Annotated in this window: 15 protein-coding genes; 6 read left to right on the top strand and 9 right to left on the bottom strand. The window is 72.3% G+C overall.

Annotated elements, in window-relative coordinates:
• Window positions 1–105 precede the first annotated feature (105 nt).
• The 5 genes from dmpG to OG625_RS28855 form a co-directional block, all read right to left on the bottom strand.
• On the bottom strand, window positions 106–1,128 hold the full coding sequence (gene dmpG / locus OG625_RS28875) for a 4-hydroxy-2-oxovalerate aldolase (RefSeq protein ID WP_329386829.1): 1,023 nt from the start codon (window positions 1,126–1,128) through the stop codon (window positions 106–108).
• Complete coding sequence (locus tag OG625_RS28870) at window positions 1,125–2,024, bottom strand: acetaldehyde dehydrogenase (acetylating) (RefSeq protein ID WP_329386826.1); 900 nt, start codon at window positions 2,022–2,024, stop codon at window positions 1,125–1,127. Before OG625_RS28870 ends, dmpG begins: the two co-directional genes overlap by 4 nt.
• A 7-nt stretch (window positions 2,025–2,031) precedes the next feature.
• Window positions 2,032–2,817 carry a 2-keto-4-pentenoate hydratase gene (locus OG625_RS28865; protein ID WP_329386824.1) on the bottom strand — a complete coding sequence of 262 codons (786 nt, stop codon included), beginning with the start codon at window positions 2,815–2,817 and terminating at the stop codon, window positions 2,032–2,034.
• Between the two features lie 593 nt (window positions 2,818–3,410).
• Window positions 3,411–4,319 carry an SDR family oxidoreductase gene (locus OG625_RS28860; protein WP_329386822.1) on the bottom strand — a complete coding sequence of 303 codons (909 nt, stop codon included), beginning with the start codon at window positions 4,317–4,319 and terminating at the stop codon, window positions 3,411–3,413.
• A 1-nt stretch (window position 4,320) separates the two neighbouring features.
• Entirely contained in the window at window positions 4,321–5,085 is a 765-nt protein-coding gene (locus OG625_RS28855) for an SDR family oxidoreductase (protein ID WP_329386820.1), read from the bottom strand.
• Window positions 5,086–5,141: 56 nt separating this feature from the next.
• Between OG625_RS28855 and OG625_RS28850 the strand changes: the two genes are divergently transcribed.
• The 5 genes from OG625_RS28850 to OG625_RS28830 are packed head-to-tail and all read left to right on the top strand — an operon-like array spanning window position 5,142 to window position 9,519.
• Window positions 5,142–5,897: an enoyl-CoA hydratase family protein gene (locus OG625_RS28850; RefSeq protein ID WP_329386818.1), complete on the top strand. Its 756-nt coding sequence runs from the start codon at window positions 5,142–5,144 to the stop codon at window positions 5,895–5,897.
• On the top strand, window positions 5,894–6,745 hold the full coding sequence (locus OG625_RS28845; protein ID WP_329386816.1) for a CoA transferase subunit A: 852 nt from the start codon (window positions 5,894–5,896) through the stop codon (window positions 6,743–6,745). The genes OG625_RS28850 and OG625_RS28845 overlap by 4 nt, the downstream gene beginning before the upstream one ends.
• Window positions 6,742–7,470, top strand: coding sequence for a CoA-transferase subunit beta (locus OG625_RS28840; protein ID WP_329386814.1), 729 nt, complete (start codon window positions 6,742–6,744; stop codon window positions 7,468–7,470). The genes OG625_RS28845 and OG625_RS28840 overlap by 4 nt, the downstream gene beginning before the upstream one ends.
• Window positions 7,471–7,476: 6 nt before the next feature.
• The gene (locus OG625_RS28835; RefSeq protein ID WP_329386812.1) at window positions 7,477–8,559 is read left to right on the top strand and encodes an NAD(P)H-dependent flavin oxidoreductase; all 1,083 of its coding nucleotides are present in this window, start codon (window positions 7,477–7,479) and stop codon (window positions 8,557–8,559) included.
• 30 nt (window positions 8,560–8,589) lie between these two features.
• Complete coding sequence (locus OG625_RS28830; protein WP_329386810.1) at window positions 8,590–9,519, top strand: tyrosine-protein phosphatase; 930 nt, start codon at window positions 8,590–8,592, stop codon at window positions 9,517–9,519.
• Window positions 9,520–9,593: 74 nt separating this feature from the next.
• Here OG625_RS28830 and OG625_RS28825 read toward each other — a convergent pair whose 3' ends face one another.
• From OG625_RS28825 to OG625_RS28810, 4 genes are all read right to left on the bottom strand, one after another.
• On the bottom strand, window positions 9,594–11,279 hold the full coding sequence (locus tag OG625_RS28825; protein WP_329386808.1) for a DEAD/DEAH box helicase: 1,686 nt from the start codon (window positions 11,277–11,279) through the stop codon (window positions 9,594–9,596).
• Between the two features lie 119 nt (window positions 11,280–11,398).
• On the bottom strand, window positions 11,399–11,602 hold the full coding sequence (locus OG625_RS28820; protein WP_008743912.1) for a cold-shock protein: 204 nt from the start codon (window positions 11,600–11,602) through the stop codon (window positions 11,399–11,401).
• Window positions 11,603–11,727: 125 nt separating this feature from the next.
• Window positions 11,728–12,933: a sensor histidine kinase gene (locus OG625_RS28815; protein ID WP_329386806.1), complete on the bottom strand. Its 1,206-nt coding sequence runs from the start codon at window positions 12,931–12,933 to the stop codon at window positions 11,728–11,730.
• 115 nt (window positions 12,934–13,048) lie between these two features.
• A complete protein-coding gene (locus OG625_RS28810) occupies window positions 13,049–14,149 on the bottom strand; it encodes a transglycosylase family protein (protein ID WP_329386803.1) in 1,101 nt (366 codons plus the stop codon).
• 231 nt (window positions 14,150–14,380) lie between these two features.
• Between OG625_RS28810 and OG625_RS28805 the strand changes: the two genes are divergently transcribed.
• A complete protein-coding gene (locus tag OG625_RS28805; RefSeq protein ID WP_329386801.1) occupies window positions 14,381–15,037 on the top strand; it encodes a response regulator transcription factor in 657 nt (218 codons plus the stop codon).
• Window positions 15,038–15,065: the final 28 nt, after the last annotated feature.

Below are 15,065 nucleotides of genomic sequence, written 5' to 3'. Positions count from 1 at the left end.
TCGGGGTAAGCGGTGTGGTTCGGTTCGCGGTCCGGCTGGGCGCCGTGTCCGGGGGCTCCGCCCCAGACCCCGCGCCTCACACGCCGGCGGGGCTGAAATGCCTGCTCAGCGCTCGGCGAGTTCGACCGCGATGTCGATCAGCTGGTCCTCCTGGCCGCCCACCAGGCGGCGTTCGCCCGCGCGCAGCAGGATCTCGGCGCCGGAGACTCCGTAGCGCTCGGCCTGCCGGTAGGCGTGCTTGAGGAAGCTGGAGTAGACGCCGGCGTGCCCCATGAGCAGGGCCATCCGGTCGAGTTGGCATTCGTCGTCCATGACGGGCCGGACCACGTCCTCGGCCGCGTCGATGATCTTCAGTACGTCGATGCCGGTGCGGATGCCCATCTTCTGGCAGACGGCGGCGAAGGCCTCGACGGGCGTGTTTCCGGCGCCCGCGCCGAGGCGGCGCGTGGAGCCGTCGATCTGGAGGGCACCGGCGCGCACGGCGGCGACCGAGTTGCCGACGCCGAGGCCGAGGTTCTCGTGGCCGTGGAAGCCGACCTGTGCGTCCTCGCCGAGTTCGGCGACGAGGGCGGCGACGCGGTCGGTGACCTCGTCCATGACCATCGCTCCGGCGGAGTCGACGACGTACACGCACTGGCAGCCGGCGTCGGCCATGATCCGGGCCTGGCGGGCGAGGTTCTCGGGGGTGGTGGAGTGGGCCATCATCAGGAAGCCGACGGTTTCCAGGCCCATGTCGCGGGCGAGGCCGAAGTGCTGGACGGAGATGTCGGCCTCGGTGCAGTGGGTGGCGATCCGGCAGATCTGCCCGCCGTTGCCGTGGGCGGCCCGGATGTCGTCCTTCACGCCCAGGCCCGGCAGCATAAGGAAGGCGATCTTCGCGTTCCGTGCCGTCTCGGCGGCGATCTTGATGAGCTCCTGCTCGGGGGTCTTGGAGAACCCGTAGTTGAAGGAGGAGCCGCCGAGTCCGTCCCCGTGGGTGACCTCGATGACGGGGACGCCCGCGCCGTCGAGGGCGGTGACGATCGACCGTACGTCCTCGCCCGTGAACTGGTGGCGCTTGGCGTGCGAGCCGTCGCGCAGGGAGGAGTCGGTGACGCGGATGTCGAGGGTGTCGGAGTACGTGTTCACGCGATGATCCCCTTCGCGAACTCCTCGCCGACCTTCGCGGCGGCGGCGGTCATGATGTCGAGGTTTCCGGCGTAGGGCGGCAGGTAGTCGCCCGCGCCCTCCACCTCCAGGAAGATCGCGACCCGGGCCATCCCGCCGTTGAGCGCGGAGGGTTCGTCGAACTGCGGCTCGGTGCGCAGCCGGTAGCCGGGTACGTACGTGGCCACGTCCGCGGCGATCTGCTTGACGGAGGCGGCGATGGCCGCGTGGTCGGCGTCCGGCGGGATCGCGCAGAAGATGGTGTCGCGCATCATTACGGGTGGGTCGGCGGGATTGAGGATGATGATGGCCTTGCCGCGCGCGGCGCCGCCGATCTCCTCGATGCCCCGGGAGGTGGTGCGGGTGAACTCGTCGATGTTGGCGCGGGTGCCGGGGCCGGCCGAGACGGAGGCCACCGAGGCGACGATCTCCGCGTAGGCGACGGGCACCACGCGCGAGACGGCGTACACCATGGGGATGGTGGCCTGACCGCCGCAGGTGATCATGTTGACGTTGGGCCGGTCGAGGTGGGCGGTCAGGTTCGCGGGCGGTACGACGGCGGGGCCGACGGCGGCGGGGGTCAGGTCGATCGCCTTGATGCCGAGTCCGGCGTAGCGCGGGGCGTTGGCCCGGTGCACGTACGCGGAGGTGGCCTCGAAGACGAGGTCGGGGAGCTCGTCCTGGGCCAGGAGCCAGTCGACTCCCTCGTGGGAGGCGTCGAGTCCGGCGCGGCGGGCGCGGGCCAGGCCTTCGCTGTCCGGGTCGACGCCGATCATCCAGCGCGGCTCGATGTGCGGGGACCGCTGGAGTTTGTAGAGCAGGTCGGTTCCGATGTTGCCGGAGCCGACGATGGCGGCGGTCGCTTTCGTCTTGGTCACGGTCACCTCAGGAGAAGGAGAGGGACACCGAGCCGAGCCCGGTGAAGTCGGCGGTGTAGGTGCGGCCGGCGGTCACGTCCACGGCGCGGGTGCAGGAGCCGGGCAGGACCAGGTGGCCCTTGCGCAGCGGGACTCCGTAGCGGGCGACGGTGCGGGCCAGCCAGGCGACGGCGGTGGCGGGGTCTCCGAGTACGGCGTCGGCGCGGCCGGTGGCGAGGGTCTCGCCGTGGCTGTGCAGGCGGGCCTCGACGTCCTTGAGGTCGAGTTCGCGCGGGTCGCGGCCCTCGCCGATGACGTATCCGGCGGAGGAGGCGTTGTCGGCGATGGTGTCCGCGATGGAGATCCGCCAGTCGGCGATCCGGCTGTCGATGAGCTCCAGGGCGGGGACGACGCGTTCGGTGGCGGCCAGTACATCGGCCTCGGTGCAGCCCTCGCCGGGCAGGTCGGCGCCGAGGACGAAGCCGACCTCGACCTCGACGCGCGGCGCGCAGTACGCGGCGGCCGGCACGGGGGTGTCCTCGTGGAGCTCCATGGCGTCGAGGAGGTGGCCGTAGTCGGGCTCGTTCACGCCCATCATGGCCTGCATGACGGGGGACGAGAGCCCGACCTTGTGCCCGGTGACGCGGGCGCCCTCGGTGTGTGTGCGGTGGCGGACGTTGAGGAGCTGGATCTCGTAGGCGTCCTGCGCGTCGATGCCTTCGTACAGCTCGGTCAGCGGCCGTACGGGGGCCCGCCGCCGTTCCGCCGCGCGCAGCACCTCGGCGGCTTCGCGCCGGTGCCGGTCGTTCAGCATGGGGTCCTCCCGGCTGCGGTGGTGTGTGGTGCGGCAGACGGTAGGCGGGGGGCGGGCGCGGGCGGGAGGCCGTGTTCCCGCTGAGCGGGAAGCCGTACGTGCGGCCCCGCCCCGGCGCCTCAAACGCCGGCGGGGCTGAGGGTGCCCGCTGTGTCGGGGTCGGCCTGTTGGGGCGGTGCCCCGGCGGAGTGTCTCCTCGTCCTCGCGCACTGAGCCGCCGCTTCGAAGCGCAAGCGTGGTTGCGCGCTCGTCCTGCGGGGACACTCCGCCGTGTCCCCACCCCAACGCACGCTCCCGGCCCAGCGGGCGGGGGCACAGGGGCGTACCCGCACCACCGCACGCTCCCGACCCACGGGGCGGGACCCTTGGCCGACGGGGGGAGCGGGGGCGCTCCGGGGCGTCCCCGCAGGACGAGCGCGCAACCACCCTGCACTTCCAAAGGTGCCTCGGTGCGCGAGGACGAGGAGACGCCCCGGAGGGACCCCGCGGACCAACCCGACGGCCAAAAACCCCGCCCCGGGGGGGCAAACCCAGCCCCGCCGGCGATTGAGGCGCGGGGTCCGGGGCGGAGCCCCGGCAGACGGCCCCGCCTGCTAGACGGCGCCGTACACCGGGTGCGGGGGCTCCGAGGCGGCGAGGAGTTTCGCCGCGGTCTCCCCCGCCTCCGCCGGGGTCCAGCGGGCGCCCCGGTCGGCGGTGGGGCCCGCCCGCCAGCCCTCCATCACCGTGATGCGCCCGCCCTCCGCCTCGAAGACCCGGCCCGTGACGCCCGCCGAGGCATCGGAACCCAGCCACACCACCAGCGGGGACACGTTCTCGGGAGCCATCGCGTCGAAGGAACCGGCGACCGGCGCCGCCATGGTCTCCGCGAAGGTCTGCTCCGTCATCCGGGTCCGCGCCGCCGGGGCGATCGCGTTGACCTGGACCCCGTACCGGCCCATCTCCGCCGCCGCGACCAGCGTCAGGCCCAGGATCCCCGCCTTCGCCGCGCTGTAGTTGCCCTGTCCGACCGAGCCCAGCAGCCCGGCCCCCGAGGAGGTGTTGACCACCCGCGCCGCCACCGGCCGGCCGGCCTTCGACTCCGCCCGCCACCAGGCGGCCGCCGACCGCAGCGGCAGGAAGTGCCCCTTCAGGTGGACCCGCATGACCGCGTCCCAGTCGTCCTCGTCCAGGTTGACGAGCATCCGGTCCCGCAGGAACCCCGCGTTGTTGACCAGGGTGTCGAGCCTCCCGAAGGTGTCGACCGCCGCCGCCACCAGCGAGGCCGCGCCCTCGCTCGTCGCGATGTCCCCGCCGTGCGCCACCGCCTCACCTCCCAGCGCCTGGATTTCGGCGACGACCTGCGCCGCCGGGGAGTCCGGGCCCGGCAGCCCGTCCAGTCCCACCCCCAGGTCGTTGACGACGACCTTCGCCCCCTCCGCCGCGAAGGCCAGCGCGTGGGCCCGGCCCAGCCCCCGCCCCGCGCCCGTCACGATGACCACACGACCGTCGGCAAGTCCCATCTCAGTTCTCCTTGTTCACAGTTGCCGCATCCAAGAACGCGGGGCGCTCCCCGCCCCCGTGCACCAGCAGGCTCGCCCCGCTCACGTATCCGGCCCGGTCGGAGGCCAGGAACACGGCGGCCTCGCCCACGTCGGAGGGTTCCGCCAGCCGCCCCAGCGGGACGGTCGCGCCGACCGCGGCGATCCCGGCCTCGTCCCCGTAGTGCAGGTGGGACAGCTCGGTCCGCACCATGCCCAGGACCAGCGAGTTCACCCGCACTTCGGGCGCCCATTCGACGGCCATGGAGCGGGCCAGGTTCTCCAGGCCCGCCTTGGCCGCGCCGTACGCCGCCGTCCCCGGCGAGGGCCTGGTCCCGCTGACGCTGCCGATCATCACGACCGAGCCCCGCGTCTCCCGCAGCCAGGGTCGGGCGGCCAGCGAGGCCGTCATCGGCGCGATCAGGTTGAGCTCGACGACCCGCGCGTGGCGCTGCGCCTCGCCCTCCCCCAGCAACCGGTACGGGGTCCCGCCCGCGTTGTTGACCAGGCAGTCGAGCCGTCCGTAGTCGCTCGCGACCGCGCCGAAGAACTCCTGGACGGCGGCGGGATCACGCAGGTCGAGGGCACGGAACGAGGCCTTCCGCCCATCCGCCGCGACCGGTTCCTCCGGTGGCCGCCGCGCGCAGACGACGACCTGCGCGCCGGCCGCGAGGAACGACCGGGCGATTCCGGCGCCGACGCCCCGGGTTCCCCCGGTGACGACGACAACCCTCCCGTCGAGCTCCATAGGCTGCTACCTTCCTCACCTAACAAATGTTTGGTGGAAAGGTAGCTGATCCGCTCATGGGTGTCTCCACCTCAAGCCCGGACAAGGGCATCGCACTCGTCACAGTCGACTTCCCGCCCGTCAACGCACTGCCCGTGCAGGGCTGGTACGACCTCGCCGACGCCCTGCGCGCCGCCGGCCGCGACCCCGAGGTCCGGTGCGTGGTCCTCGCCGCCGAGGGCCGCGGCTTCAACGCCGGCGTCGACATCAAGGAGATGCAGCGCGACTCCGGCCACGCCTCCCTCATCGGCGCCAACCGGGGCTGTTACGAGGCCTTCGCCGCCGTCTACGAGTGCGAGGTGCCGGTCGTCGCGGCCGTGAACGGCTTCTGCCTGGGCGGCGGCATCGGCCTCGTCGGCAACGCGGACGTGATCGTGGCGAGCGACGACGCGACGTTCGGCCTCCCCGAACTGGACCGCGGCGCGCTCGGCGCCGCCACGCACCTGGCCCGCCTCGTCCCGCAGCACCTGATGCGGGCCCTGTACTACACCTCGCGCACCGCGACCGCCGCCGAACTGCACGCGCACGGCTCGGTCTGGAAGGTGGTCCCGCGGGAGGAACTGCGCGCCGCCGCCCTGGAGCTGGCGGCCGAGATCGCGAAGAAGGACGGCTACCTCATCCGGCTGGCCAAGGCCGCCATCAACGGGATCGACCCGGTGGACGTGCGCCGCAGCTACCGCTTCGAGCAGGGCTTCACCTTCGAGGCCAACCTCAGTGGGGTGGCCGACCGGGTGCGGGACACCTTCGGGAAGGAACAGGGACAGAGCGCATGACCGACAAGACCATGAGCCCCGAAGAGGTCGTCGGGCAGCTCCGCAGCGGGATGACCATCGGCATCGGCGGCTGGGGGTCCCGGCGCAAGCCCATGGCCCTGGTGCGGGCACTGCTCCGCTCCGAGATCACCGATCTCACCGTGATCTCGTACGGGGGCCCCGACGTCGGGCTGCTGGCCGCCGCCGGCCGGATCCGCAGACTCGTCGCCCCCTTCGCCACCCTCGACTCGATCCCGCTGGAGCCCCACTTCCGGGCCGCCCGCGAGCGCGCCGCCTTCACCCTCACCGAGCTCGACGAGGCCATGTTCATGTGGGGCCTGCACGCCGCCGCCAACCGGCTGCCCTTCATGCCCGTCCGGGCCGGCCTCGGCTCCGACGTGATGCGGGTCAACCCGGAGCTGCGCACCGTCACCTCCCCCTACGCCGACGGCGAGGAGCTGGTCGCCGTCCCCGCCCTGCGGATGGACGCCGCCCTGGTCCACCTGAACCGCGCCGACCGCCTCGGCAACGCCCAGTACCTGGGCCCGGACCCGTACTTCGACGACCTGTTCTGCGAGGCCGCCGACGCCGCCTACGTCTCCTGCGAGCAGCTCGTGGAGAGCGCCGAGCTCGCCAAATCCGGCCCCGCTCAGTCCCTCCTCGTCAGCCGCCACTCCGTCACCGGGGTCGTCGAGACCCCGAACGGCGCGCACTTCACCTCCTGCGCCCCCGACTACGACCGCGACGAGGCCTTCCAGAAGCTCTACGCGGCCACCCCCTGGCCCGAGTTCTCCGACCGCTTCCTCTCCGGGGCGAGCGAGCACGACTACCAGTCCGCCGTCCGGACCTGGCACGAGGAGCAGCAGTGATCAGCCGTTCGGAAGTCTGTGTGATCGCCTGCGCCGAGGCCTGGCGCGACAACGGCGAGGTGCTCGCCAGCCCGATGGGCCTGATCCCCTCCTTCGGGGCCCGGCTCGCGAAGCGGACCTTCTCCCCCGACCTGCTGCTGACCGACGGCGAGGCCATGCTCGTCGGACTCGACGGCACGGCCGAGGGCTGGCTCCCGTACCGGCGCCACCTGACCATGGTCACCGGCGGCAAGCGGCACGTGATGATGGGCGCCAGCCAGATCGACCGCTTCGGCAACCAGAACATCTCCTGCATCGGCGACTGGGAGCAGCCGGCCCGCCAGCTCCTCGGAGTGCGCGGAGCGCCGGTCAACACCCTCAACAATCCGGTGAGTTACTGGATCCCCAGGCACTCCGCGCGGGTCTTCGTCGAACGCGTCGACATGGTCAGCGGCGTGGGCTACGACCGCGCCGAGGCGGCCGGGCCCTCGGCCACCCGCTACCACCGCCTCCCCCGGGTCGTCAGCGACCTCGGCGTCTTCGACTTCGCCGGCCCCGGCCACTCGATGCGCCTGGCCTCCCTGCACCCCGGGGTCACCGTCGACCAGGTCCGGGAGGCCACCGGCTTCGAGCTCGCGATCGCGGACGAGGTCCCGTACACCCGGGAGCCGACCGCCGAGGAACTGCGGCTGATCCGCGAGGTGATCGACCCCAAGGGGCTGCGCGACCGGGAAGTACGGGGCTGATCCGACATGGAGACGGCATTCACCAAGCTGGTCGGCGTCCGGTACCCGATCGTGCAGACGGGCATGGGCTGGGTCGCCGGCCCGCGCCTGGTGTCGGGCGCGGCGAACGCGGGGGCCCTGGGCATCCTGGCCTCGGCGACGATGACCGTCGAGCAGCTGCGGGCGGCGGTCCACGAGGTCAAGTCCCGTGTCCCGGAGGGGACCCCCTTCGGGGTCAACCTGCGCGCGGATGCCGGGGACGCGGCCGAGCGCGCCCGGTTGATCATCGACGAGGGCGTACGCGTCGCCTCCTTCGCCCTCGCCCCCTCCAAGGAGCTGATCGGCCGGCTCAAGGACGCGGGCGTGGTCGTCATCCCCTCGATCGGTGCCCGGCGGCACGCCGAGAAGGTGGCCGCGTGGGGCGCCGACGCGGTGATCGTGCAGGGCGGCGAGGGCGGCGGCCACACCGGGGACGTGGCCACGACGGTGCTGCTGCCGCAGGTGGTGGACGCCGTGGACATCCCGGTGGTCGCCGCGGGCGGCTTCAGCGACGGCCGCGGCCTGGTCGCGGCGCTGGCCTACGGGGCGGCGGGCATCGCCATGGGCACCCGTTTCCTGCTGACCTCCGACTCCACCGTCCCGGACGCCGTGAAGGCCGAGTACCTGAAGGCCGCCGTCAAGGACGTCACCGTCACCACGGCCGTCGACGGTCTGCCGCACCGGATGCTGCGCACCGAGCTGGTCGACTCCCTGGAGCGGGCGGGCCGCACCAGGGCGCTGGCCCGGGCCGTCCGCCACGCGGCCGGCTTCAAGAAGCTGTCCGGCCTGAGCTGGTCGCAGATGGTGCGCGACGGCCTGGCGATGAAACACGGCAAGGACCTGTCCTGGAGCCAGGTCCTGCTCGCCGCGAACACCCCGATGCTCCTCAAGGCGTCCATGGTCGAGGGCCGTACGGACCTCGGAGTCATGGCATCAGGCCAGGTCGCGGGGGTGATCGACGATCTCCCGTCCTGTGCGGAGCTCGTCTCCCGCGTCATGGCCGAAGCACGACAGGCACTCGAAGAACTGCAACAGCTGCACTCGCTCGGCACCCTGCCACCACCAGGGTGATCCCCCTTCTCCGTCACAGGAGTCGCATCCATGAGCCGTGCCCGAATCCGCCTGGCGACCGCGGCGGCCGCCGCCGCCCTCGCCATCGGGACCCTTCCCGCCTCCGCCCACGCGGTGGCGGCCCCCGGAGCCGGGGTCAGTGCCCGGCACCACCAGCAGCAAACCGAACCGATCCGCCAGATCACCCTCCAGGGCGCGGTCAACTTCCGTGACCTGGGCGGCTACCGCACCTGGACCGGCGGCAAGGTCCGCCAGGGCCTGGTCTACCGCTCCGACGCACTGAGCAAGCTGACCGCGGCGGACATCACCACCGTGGGCGGTCTCGGCCTCACGAAGGCCGTCGACTTCCGCGTCCCGATGGAGCTCCAGTACGACGGCGCCGACAAGCTGCCGCCGGGGCTCACCCCCACCTCGCGCTCGGTCAACGACCTCGGGCTCTTCGGAACCCTCGTCGGGGCGATCTCAAGCGGCGACCCCGTCAAGCAGGAGCAGATGCTCGGCGGCGGACGCGCCGAGGCGTACATGCGCGACATCTACCGCAACTTCGTGACCAGCCCCGAGAACCGGGCGCAGTTCGCGCAGACCGTGCGGGAGATAGCGGACGGCAACCAGGGACCGCTCCTCTACCACTGCACCTCCGGCAAGGACCGGACCGGCTGGATGAGTTACGTCCTGCTGCGCGCCCTGGCCGTCCCGGAGAGCACCGCCGAGGGTGACTTCCTGGCCTCGAACACCTTCCGCGCCACCTACGACGCACAGGTGCGCGCCGGCCTCAAGCAGTCCGGCCGGATGCAGAACCCCGACCTGCTGATCCCGCTCCAGGAGGTCCGCCAGGACTACCTGGACGCGGCGACGGCGCAGATGGAGGCCGACTACGGCAGCTTCTACGGCTATCTGACGAACGGCCTCGGCCTGGACCTGCGGACGCTGGCGAAGCTCCAGAACAAGATGGTCCGATAGTTCCCCGAGCGGACAGCACTACGCCGGGCAGTGGTGAAAGCACTGCCCGGCGTAGTGGACGCGATCCTATGCGGTCAGACCGCCCTGCGGCGGCCCTGCCCGCCCGAGCCGACGCGGCTGCGCGCGGAAGCCGCGGCCGCACCGCCGGAGGCGCCGCCACCGGTGCGCCGGCCGCGCTCGCCGGAGCCGGTGGCCCCGCCGCCGCTGCCGCCGCCCTGCGCGCGACGGGCCTGGCCCGAACCGGAGGCTGCCGGTGCCTGCCCGGAGCCGCCGGCGGAGCGGCGGCCGCGGCCGCCGGCCGCCGGTGCGCCGCCCGTGGCGGAGCCGGTGCGCGGCCCGCCGGAACGCCGGCGCGCACCGGAGCCCGAACCGGAACCGGAACCGTTGCGCGGCTTCGGCGGGGTCGGCTGCGGCACGTCCAGCACCACCGGGATGCCCGAGGGCTCCTTGGCGCCGGTCAGCCGGGCCAGCTCCTCGTCGGAGGACTTGATCTGCGCGGTGCGCGGGGAGATCCCGGCGTCCGACATCAGGCGGGTCATGTCCCGCTTCTGGTCGGGCAGGACCAGGGTGACCACGCTGCCGGACTCGCCGGCGCGGGCGGTACGGCCGCCGCGGTGCAGGTAGTCCTTGTGGTCGGTGGGCGGGTCCACGTTCACGACGAGGTCGAGGTCGTCGATGTGGATGCCGCGCGCGGCGACGTTCGTCGCCACCAGCGCGGTGACCTCGCCCGTCTTGAACCAGTCCAGCGTGCGGTTGCGCTGCGGCTGCGAGCGCCCGCCGTGCAGGCCGGAGGCGCGGACGCCGTCGGCGAGCAGCTTCTTGACCATGCGGTCCACGCCGCGCTTGGTGTCCACGAACATGATCACCCGGCCGTCGCGAGCGGCTATGCGCGTCGCCACGGCCTTCTTGTCGGTCTCGTCCATGACGTACAGGACGTGGTGCTCCATCGTGCTGACCGCACCGGCGGACGGGTCGACGGAGAAGGCGACCGGGTCGGTGAGGAACATCTTGACGAGCTTGTCGATGTTCTTGTCGAGGGTCGCCGAGAACAGCATGGTCTGGCCCTCGGGCTGGACCTGCTTGAGCAGGGCGGTGACCTGCGGCATGAAGCCCATGTCGGTCATCTGGTCGGCCTCGTCGAGGACCGTGATGGAGACCTGCGAGAGGTCCGCGTCACCGCGGTCGATGAGGTCCTTCAGACGGCCGGGGGTGGCGACGAGCACCTCGGCGCCGCGGCGCAGGGCGCCCGACTGCCGGTTGATCGACATGCCACCGACGACGGTCGTGATGCGCAGGTTGACGGCCGTGGCGTACGGGGCCATCGCGTCGGTCACCTGCTGCGCGAGCTCACGGGTCGGTACGAGGACCAGCGCGAGCGGCTGCTTCGGCTGCGCGCGGCGGCCGGCGGTACGGGCCAGCAGCGCCAGGCCGAAGGCCAGCGTCTTGCCGGAGCCGGTACGGCCGCGGCCGAGCAGGTCACGGCCGGCGAGCGAGTTCGGCAGCGTCGCGGCCTGGATCGGGAACGGCTCGGTGACGCCCTGGGCTGCGAGGGTCTTCAGCAGCGCCTCGGGCATGTCCATGTCGCCGAACGCCTCGACCGGCGGCAGCGCCGGGGTGACCGGCTCGGGCATGGTGAATTCCTGGGGCCGGGGAGCGGGGGCCGACTTCTGCCGTCCCGCGCCAGCCTTCGGACGTCCCTGGGCCGCACCTCGACCCCGGGTGGGGCGGCGGCTGGGTCGTGCGGAGCTGGAGCTGGTCATGCGAGAAAGCCCTCCTGAAACCGGCACCCTCCTGAGAACCGGCAGGTGCAACAAAGGTCGAAACAGCAGACAAGCCGGGGCCCGCACCTCACGGTGCGGACCCCGGCATGCTGAAAAAATTAGGCGGGGAGGATGTTCTCCGCCTGGGGGCCCTTCTGGCCCTGGGTGACGTCGAAGGACACGCGCTGGCCCTCGGTGAGCTCACGGAAGCCCTGGGTGGCGATGTTCGAGTAGTGGGCGAAGACGTCCGGGCCGCCACCGTCCTGCTCGATGAAGCCGAAGCCCTTTTCCGAGTTGAACCACTTCACGGTGCCAAGTGCCATTTTAAATCTCCTGAATAGGCGGCAAAGGGCCCCATCCGGAGATTCCGGCAAAACAATAAAAGCGCCTGCGGAGCATTCCCGTCAGGCGCACATAAAGTTCATGGGTACCACAACTGCAACGAGCTCTAAGCTAGCACACGTCTGTCGGGCAGTGTCGCCACGAGGGTGTGACCTCCGTCCTTCGTCGTCCCGGCGCGCAGTGCACCCCCCACCTCGGCCAGGGCGGCCCGCAGGCCCGGAAGGCCCATCCCGCCTGAGTCGAGGACGATCCGCTCCCCTTCCGGGGCGGTGTTCACCACCTCCAGTCGGACCTCCCCGTCCTCGGCGAAAAGGTTCATCCGGACGGCTGACCCGGGGGCGTACTTGGCCGCGTTCGTGAGCCCCTCGCGGGCGATCCGCAGCAGCAGCCGTCCGTCGGCCGCCGGGAAGTCGCCGAGGCCCGGCTGTACCCGGTGGCTGATCTCCATGCCGGTGGCGCGCATGTTCCGGGCCAGGGCGGCCAGGAAGCGGCCCACGTCGACGGGGGCGGTGTACGCGCGCCGCCCGGCCGGGTCGGTCAGCATGTCCAGCACCTCCCGAACCTCGGCCATCGCGGCCCGCGCCGATTCCTCCACGGCCGCCGCGCCCTCCCGGACCCGGGGGTCGGCCTCGGCGTCCAGGCGCAGGGCGGCGGCCTGCATGGTGAGGGCGGTGAGCCGGTGGCCCAGGCCGTCGTGGGTGCGTTGGGCCAAACGGGTGCGTTCCTGTACGACGGCCAGGTCCGCGGCCTGGTCCACGGCGGCGTGCGCCTGCCGGGCCCGTTCGCGGAGCACGGCCATGACGTACCGGTTGCGGCGCACGGTCTCCCCGTAGAGGCCCGGTACGAGGATGGCGCCGAGGACGAAGGAGGCGGGGTCGCGCCCGGCGTACCCGGCGGGCAGGAACATGTCGCGCGTGACGACGTAGACGACGCACATGAGCAGCCCGCCGAGGAAGCGGTGGGAGCCGCCGTACGCGGCGAGGGCGTAGGCGGCGAAGATCAGGGGCCCCCGGTCGTCGGAGACGAGGGTGGCCGCCATGGCCACGGCGGCCGGTATCCAGGGGCGGGACCGGCGCCAGAACAGGGAGGCGGCGGCGATCCAGCCGACGGCCAGGCTGGTGGCGTAGTCGTCGATGAGCCCGATGCGGTGGACGTCCTGCAGGTTGAGGGTGCTGAGCAGTCCGCAGAGGACGATCAGGCAGAGGTCGGCGCGTCGGGCCCGCCGCGGATCGGGCGCGCCGGGGCCCTCACCGGTGAGCAGGCGCGGCACGCGCTCCAGGAAGTGTCCGATCCGGCCGGGCACGAGCTGCATGCCGATGTCCCCCCTCTGATGCACCCTTATGTACGCAAACGTCCCCCCAGGTTGCCCAAGTTCCGCCGAACGGGCATCCCGGAGGGACGTGTGTCTACGTATCAATCCGTCCGTGTCAGAGGGAGACGCCGTACTTGGCGAGCCAGGACACGGGGTTGATGTCGGCGCCGTAGCTGTTGCTGGAGCGGACCTCGAAGTGGAGGTGCGGACCGGTGGAGTTGCCGGTGTTGCCGGAGAGGCCGATCTGCTGGCCGGCGGAGACGCGCTGGCCCGCGGAGGCGCCGGCCTTGGAGAGGTGGGCGGAGAGGGAGTAGCGGCCGTCGTCGTGCTTGATGACGACGGCGTTGCCGTAGGAGCCCTGCCATCCGGAGGACACGACGGTGCCGGCGGCGGCCGCCTTGACCGGGGTGCCGGTGGAGACGGCGAAGTCGATGCCGGTGTGGTGACCGGCGGCCCAGCCGCCGGCCTGGTGGTAGCGGGCGCTGATGGAGCCGCCGGAGACGGGCTTGGCGCCCTTGCCGTTGCTGCCGGTCTCCGCCTTGGAGGCCTGCGGGGCGGTGGGCTTCGGGGCGGTGGGCTTCGGGGTCGTGGACTTCGGCGCGGCCTGCTGCCCGGCGGCCGATCCGTACGCGAGGCGCTGACCCGGCATGATCACGTCCGGGTCGCCGCCGATGACGGAGCGGTTGTCGGAGTACAGCTTCTGCCAGTCGACCCCGACCTTGGAGCCGATCCGGCCGAGGGTGTCGCCGCTGACCACGGTGTAGGTGTTGCCGCTCTTGGACGGCGTCTGGGCGGCGGGGGCGCTCTGCCTGGCGGGGGCGGCGGGCGTCTCGGGGGCCGGGCCGCCGCGCTGCAGGCCGGCGGCCTTGCCGCAGCTGGGCCAGGCGCCGGGGCCCTGGACCTTGAGGACCTTTTCGGCGACGGCCATCTGCTGCGCCTTGGTGGCCTGGTTGGCCTGCGGCGCGTACTGCCTGCCGCCGAACTCCGCCCAGGTGCTCGACGAGAACTGGAGCCCGCCGTAGTAGCCGTTGCCGGTGTTGATGCTCCAGTTGCCGGTGGACTCGCACTGGGCGACCTTGTCCCAGGTGCCTGCCGACGCGGCGGCCGCGGGCTGTGCCACGAGGGCGACCGCGGCGGGGGCGGCGATACCGGCCACGACGAGGCCGGCGAGGGCACGGGTGCGGCTGCGGCGGGCGTGACGACCAGAGAAAGACATGCGGGTTTCCTGACTTCGGGGGCATGGACGAGGCCGTTCGCGCCGTAGCGCTCTCGGCCTCGGTATCCACCGTCCGGGAGGGAGGGGGGTCGCCGAAGTCGCCGAAAGAGGACAAGGGGGACAGCAAAAGGGGACTGGGCAGGGAGGGTTACGGGGACTTAGATCCCGATATGCCGGTAATGTCCGCTGCAGGACGGGGCTTACGGGCCTTCAGCGGAGGCGGGGAGAACCATGGCGATCCGGGTGATGGTGGTCGACGACCAGAGCCTCATACGGACCGGGCTGGTCACCCTGCTCGCGAGCGCGCCGGACATCGAGGTGGTCGCGCAGGCGCAGGACGGTGCGGAGGCCGTGCCGCTGGCGCGGGAGCACCGGCCGGACGTGGCGCTGATGGACCTGGTCATGCCGAAGGTCGACGGCATGGAGGCCACCCTCCAGCTGCTGCGGCTGCCGGAGCCGCCGCGGGTGCTGGTCCTGACCGGGTACACGGCGGACGACCTGGTGCTGGACGCGCTGCGGGCGGGGGCGGCGGGGTTCCTGCTGAAGGACCTGCGCCCGGAGGAGCTGTTCGCGGGCATCCGCACGGTGGCGGCGGGCGGCAGCGTGCTCGCACCGCAGGTGATGCGGGCCCTGCTGGAGCGCGCCGCCGTGGGCCGCCCCGACGCCCCGGAGCACGCGGAACGCCTGGAGTCCCTCTCCCCCGGTGAACGGGGCGTCCTGGCCCTGGTCGGCGAGGGCCGCACGAACCAGCAGATAGCGGAGGCTCTCCACCTCTCGCCGGCGAGCGTGAAGACGTACGTCTCCCGCATCCTGACGCAGCTGGACCTCTCGAACCGCACCCAGGCGGCCATCCTCGCGCACGAGGCGGGCCTGGTCCGAGCGGCGTAGCCCTCCCGGGCGGTGCACCGCAGTCGGC

This window comes from Streptomyces sp. NBC_01351 (assembly GCF_036237315.1).
Classification (GTDB): domain Bacteria; phylum Actinomycetota; class Actinomycetes; order Streptomycetales; family Streptomycetaceae; genus Streptomyces.
The sequence above is the reverse complement of the archived record's forward strand: the minus strand, read 5'-3'. Positions and strand labels throughout refer to the sequence as shown.

Coding starts and splice junctions, on each gene's coding strand:
- OG625_RS28865 (WP_329386824.1), bottom strand. CDS start 2,817: ATGCTGAACGACCGGCACCGGCGCGAAGCCGCCGAGGTGCTGCGCGCG.
- OG625_RS28860 (WP_329386822.1), bottom strand. CDS start 4,319: ATGGGACTTGCCGACGGTCGTGTGGTCATCGTGACGGGCGCGGGGCGG.
- OG625_RS28855 (WP_329386820.1), bottom strand. CDS start 5,085: ATGGAGCTCGACGGGAGGGTTGTCGTCGTCACCGGGGGAACCCGGGGC.
- OG625_RS28850 (WP_329386818.1), top strand. CDS start 5,142: ATGGGTGTCTCCACCTCAAGCCCGGACAAGGGCATCGCACTCGTCACA.
- OG625_RS28845 (WP_329386816.1), top strand. CDS start 5,894: ATGACCGACAAGACCATGAGCCCCGAAGAGGTCGTCGGGCAGCTCCGC.
- OG625_RS28835 (WP_329386812.1), top strand. CDS start 7,477: ATGGAGACGGCATTCACCAAGCTGGTCGGCGTCCGGTACCCGATCGTG.
- OG625_RS28830 (WP_329386810.1), top strand. CDS start 8,590: ATGAGCCGTGCCCGAATCCGCCTGGCGACCGCGGCGGCCGCCGCCGCC.
- OG625_RS28825 (WP_329386808.1), bottom strand. CDS start 11,279: ATGACCAGCTCCAGCTCCGCACGACCCAGCCGCCGCCCCACCCGGGGT.
- OG625_RS28820 (WP_008743912.1), bottom strand. CDS start 11,602: ATGGCACTTGGCACCGTGAAGTGGTTCAACTCGGAAAAGGGCTTCGGC.
- OG625_RS28815 (WP_329386806.1), bottom strand. CDS start 12,933: ATGCAGCTCGTGCCCGGCCGGATCGGACACTTCCTGGAGCGCGTGCCG.
- OG625_RS28810 (WP_329386803.1), bottom strand. CDS start 14,149: ATGTCTTTCTCTGGTCGTCACGCCCGCCGCAGCCGCACCCGTGCCCTC.
- OG625_RS28805 (WP_329386801.1), top strand. CDS start 14,381: ATGGCGATCCGGGTGATGGTGGTCGACGACCAGAGCCTCATACGGACC.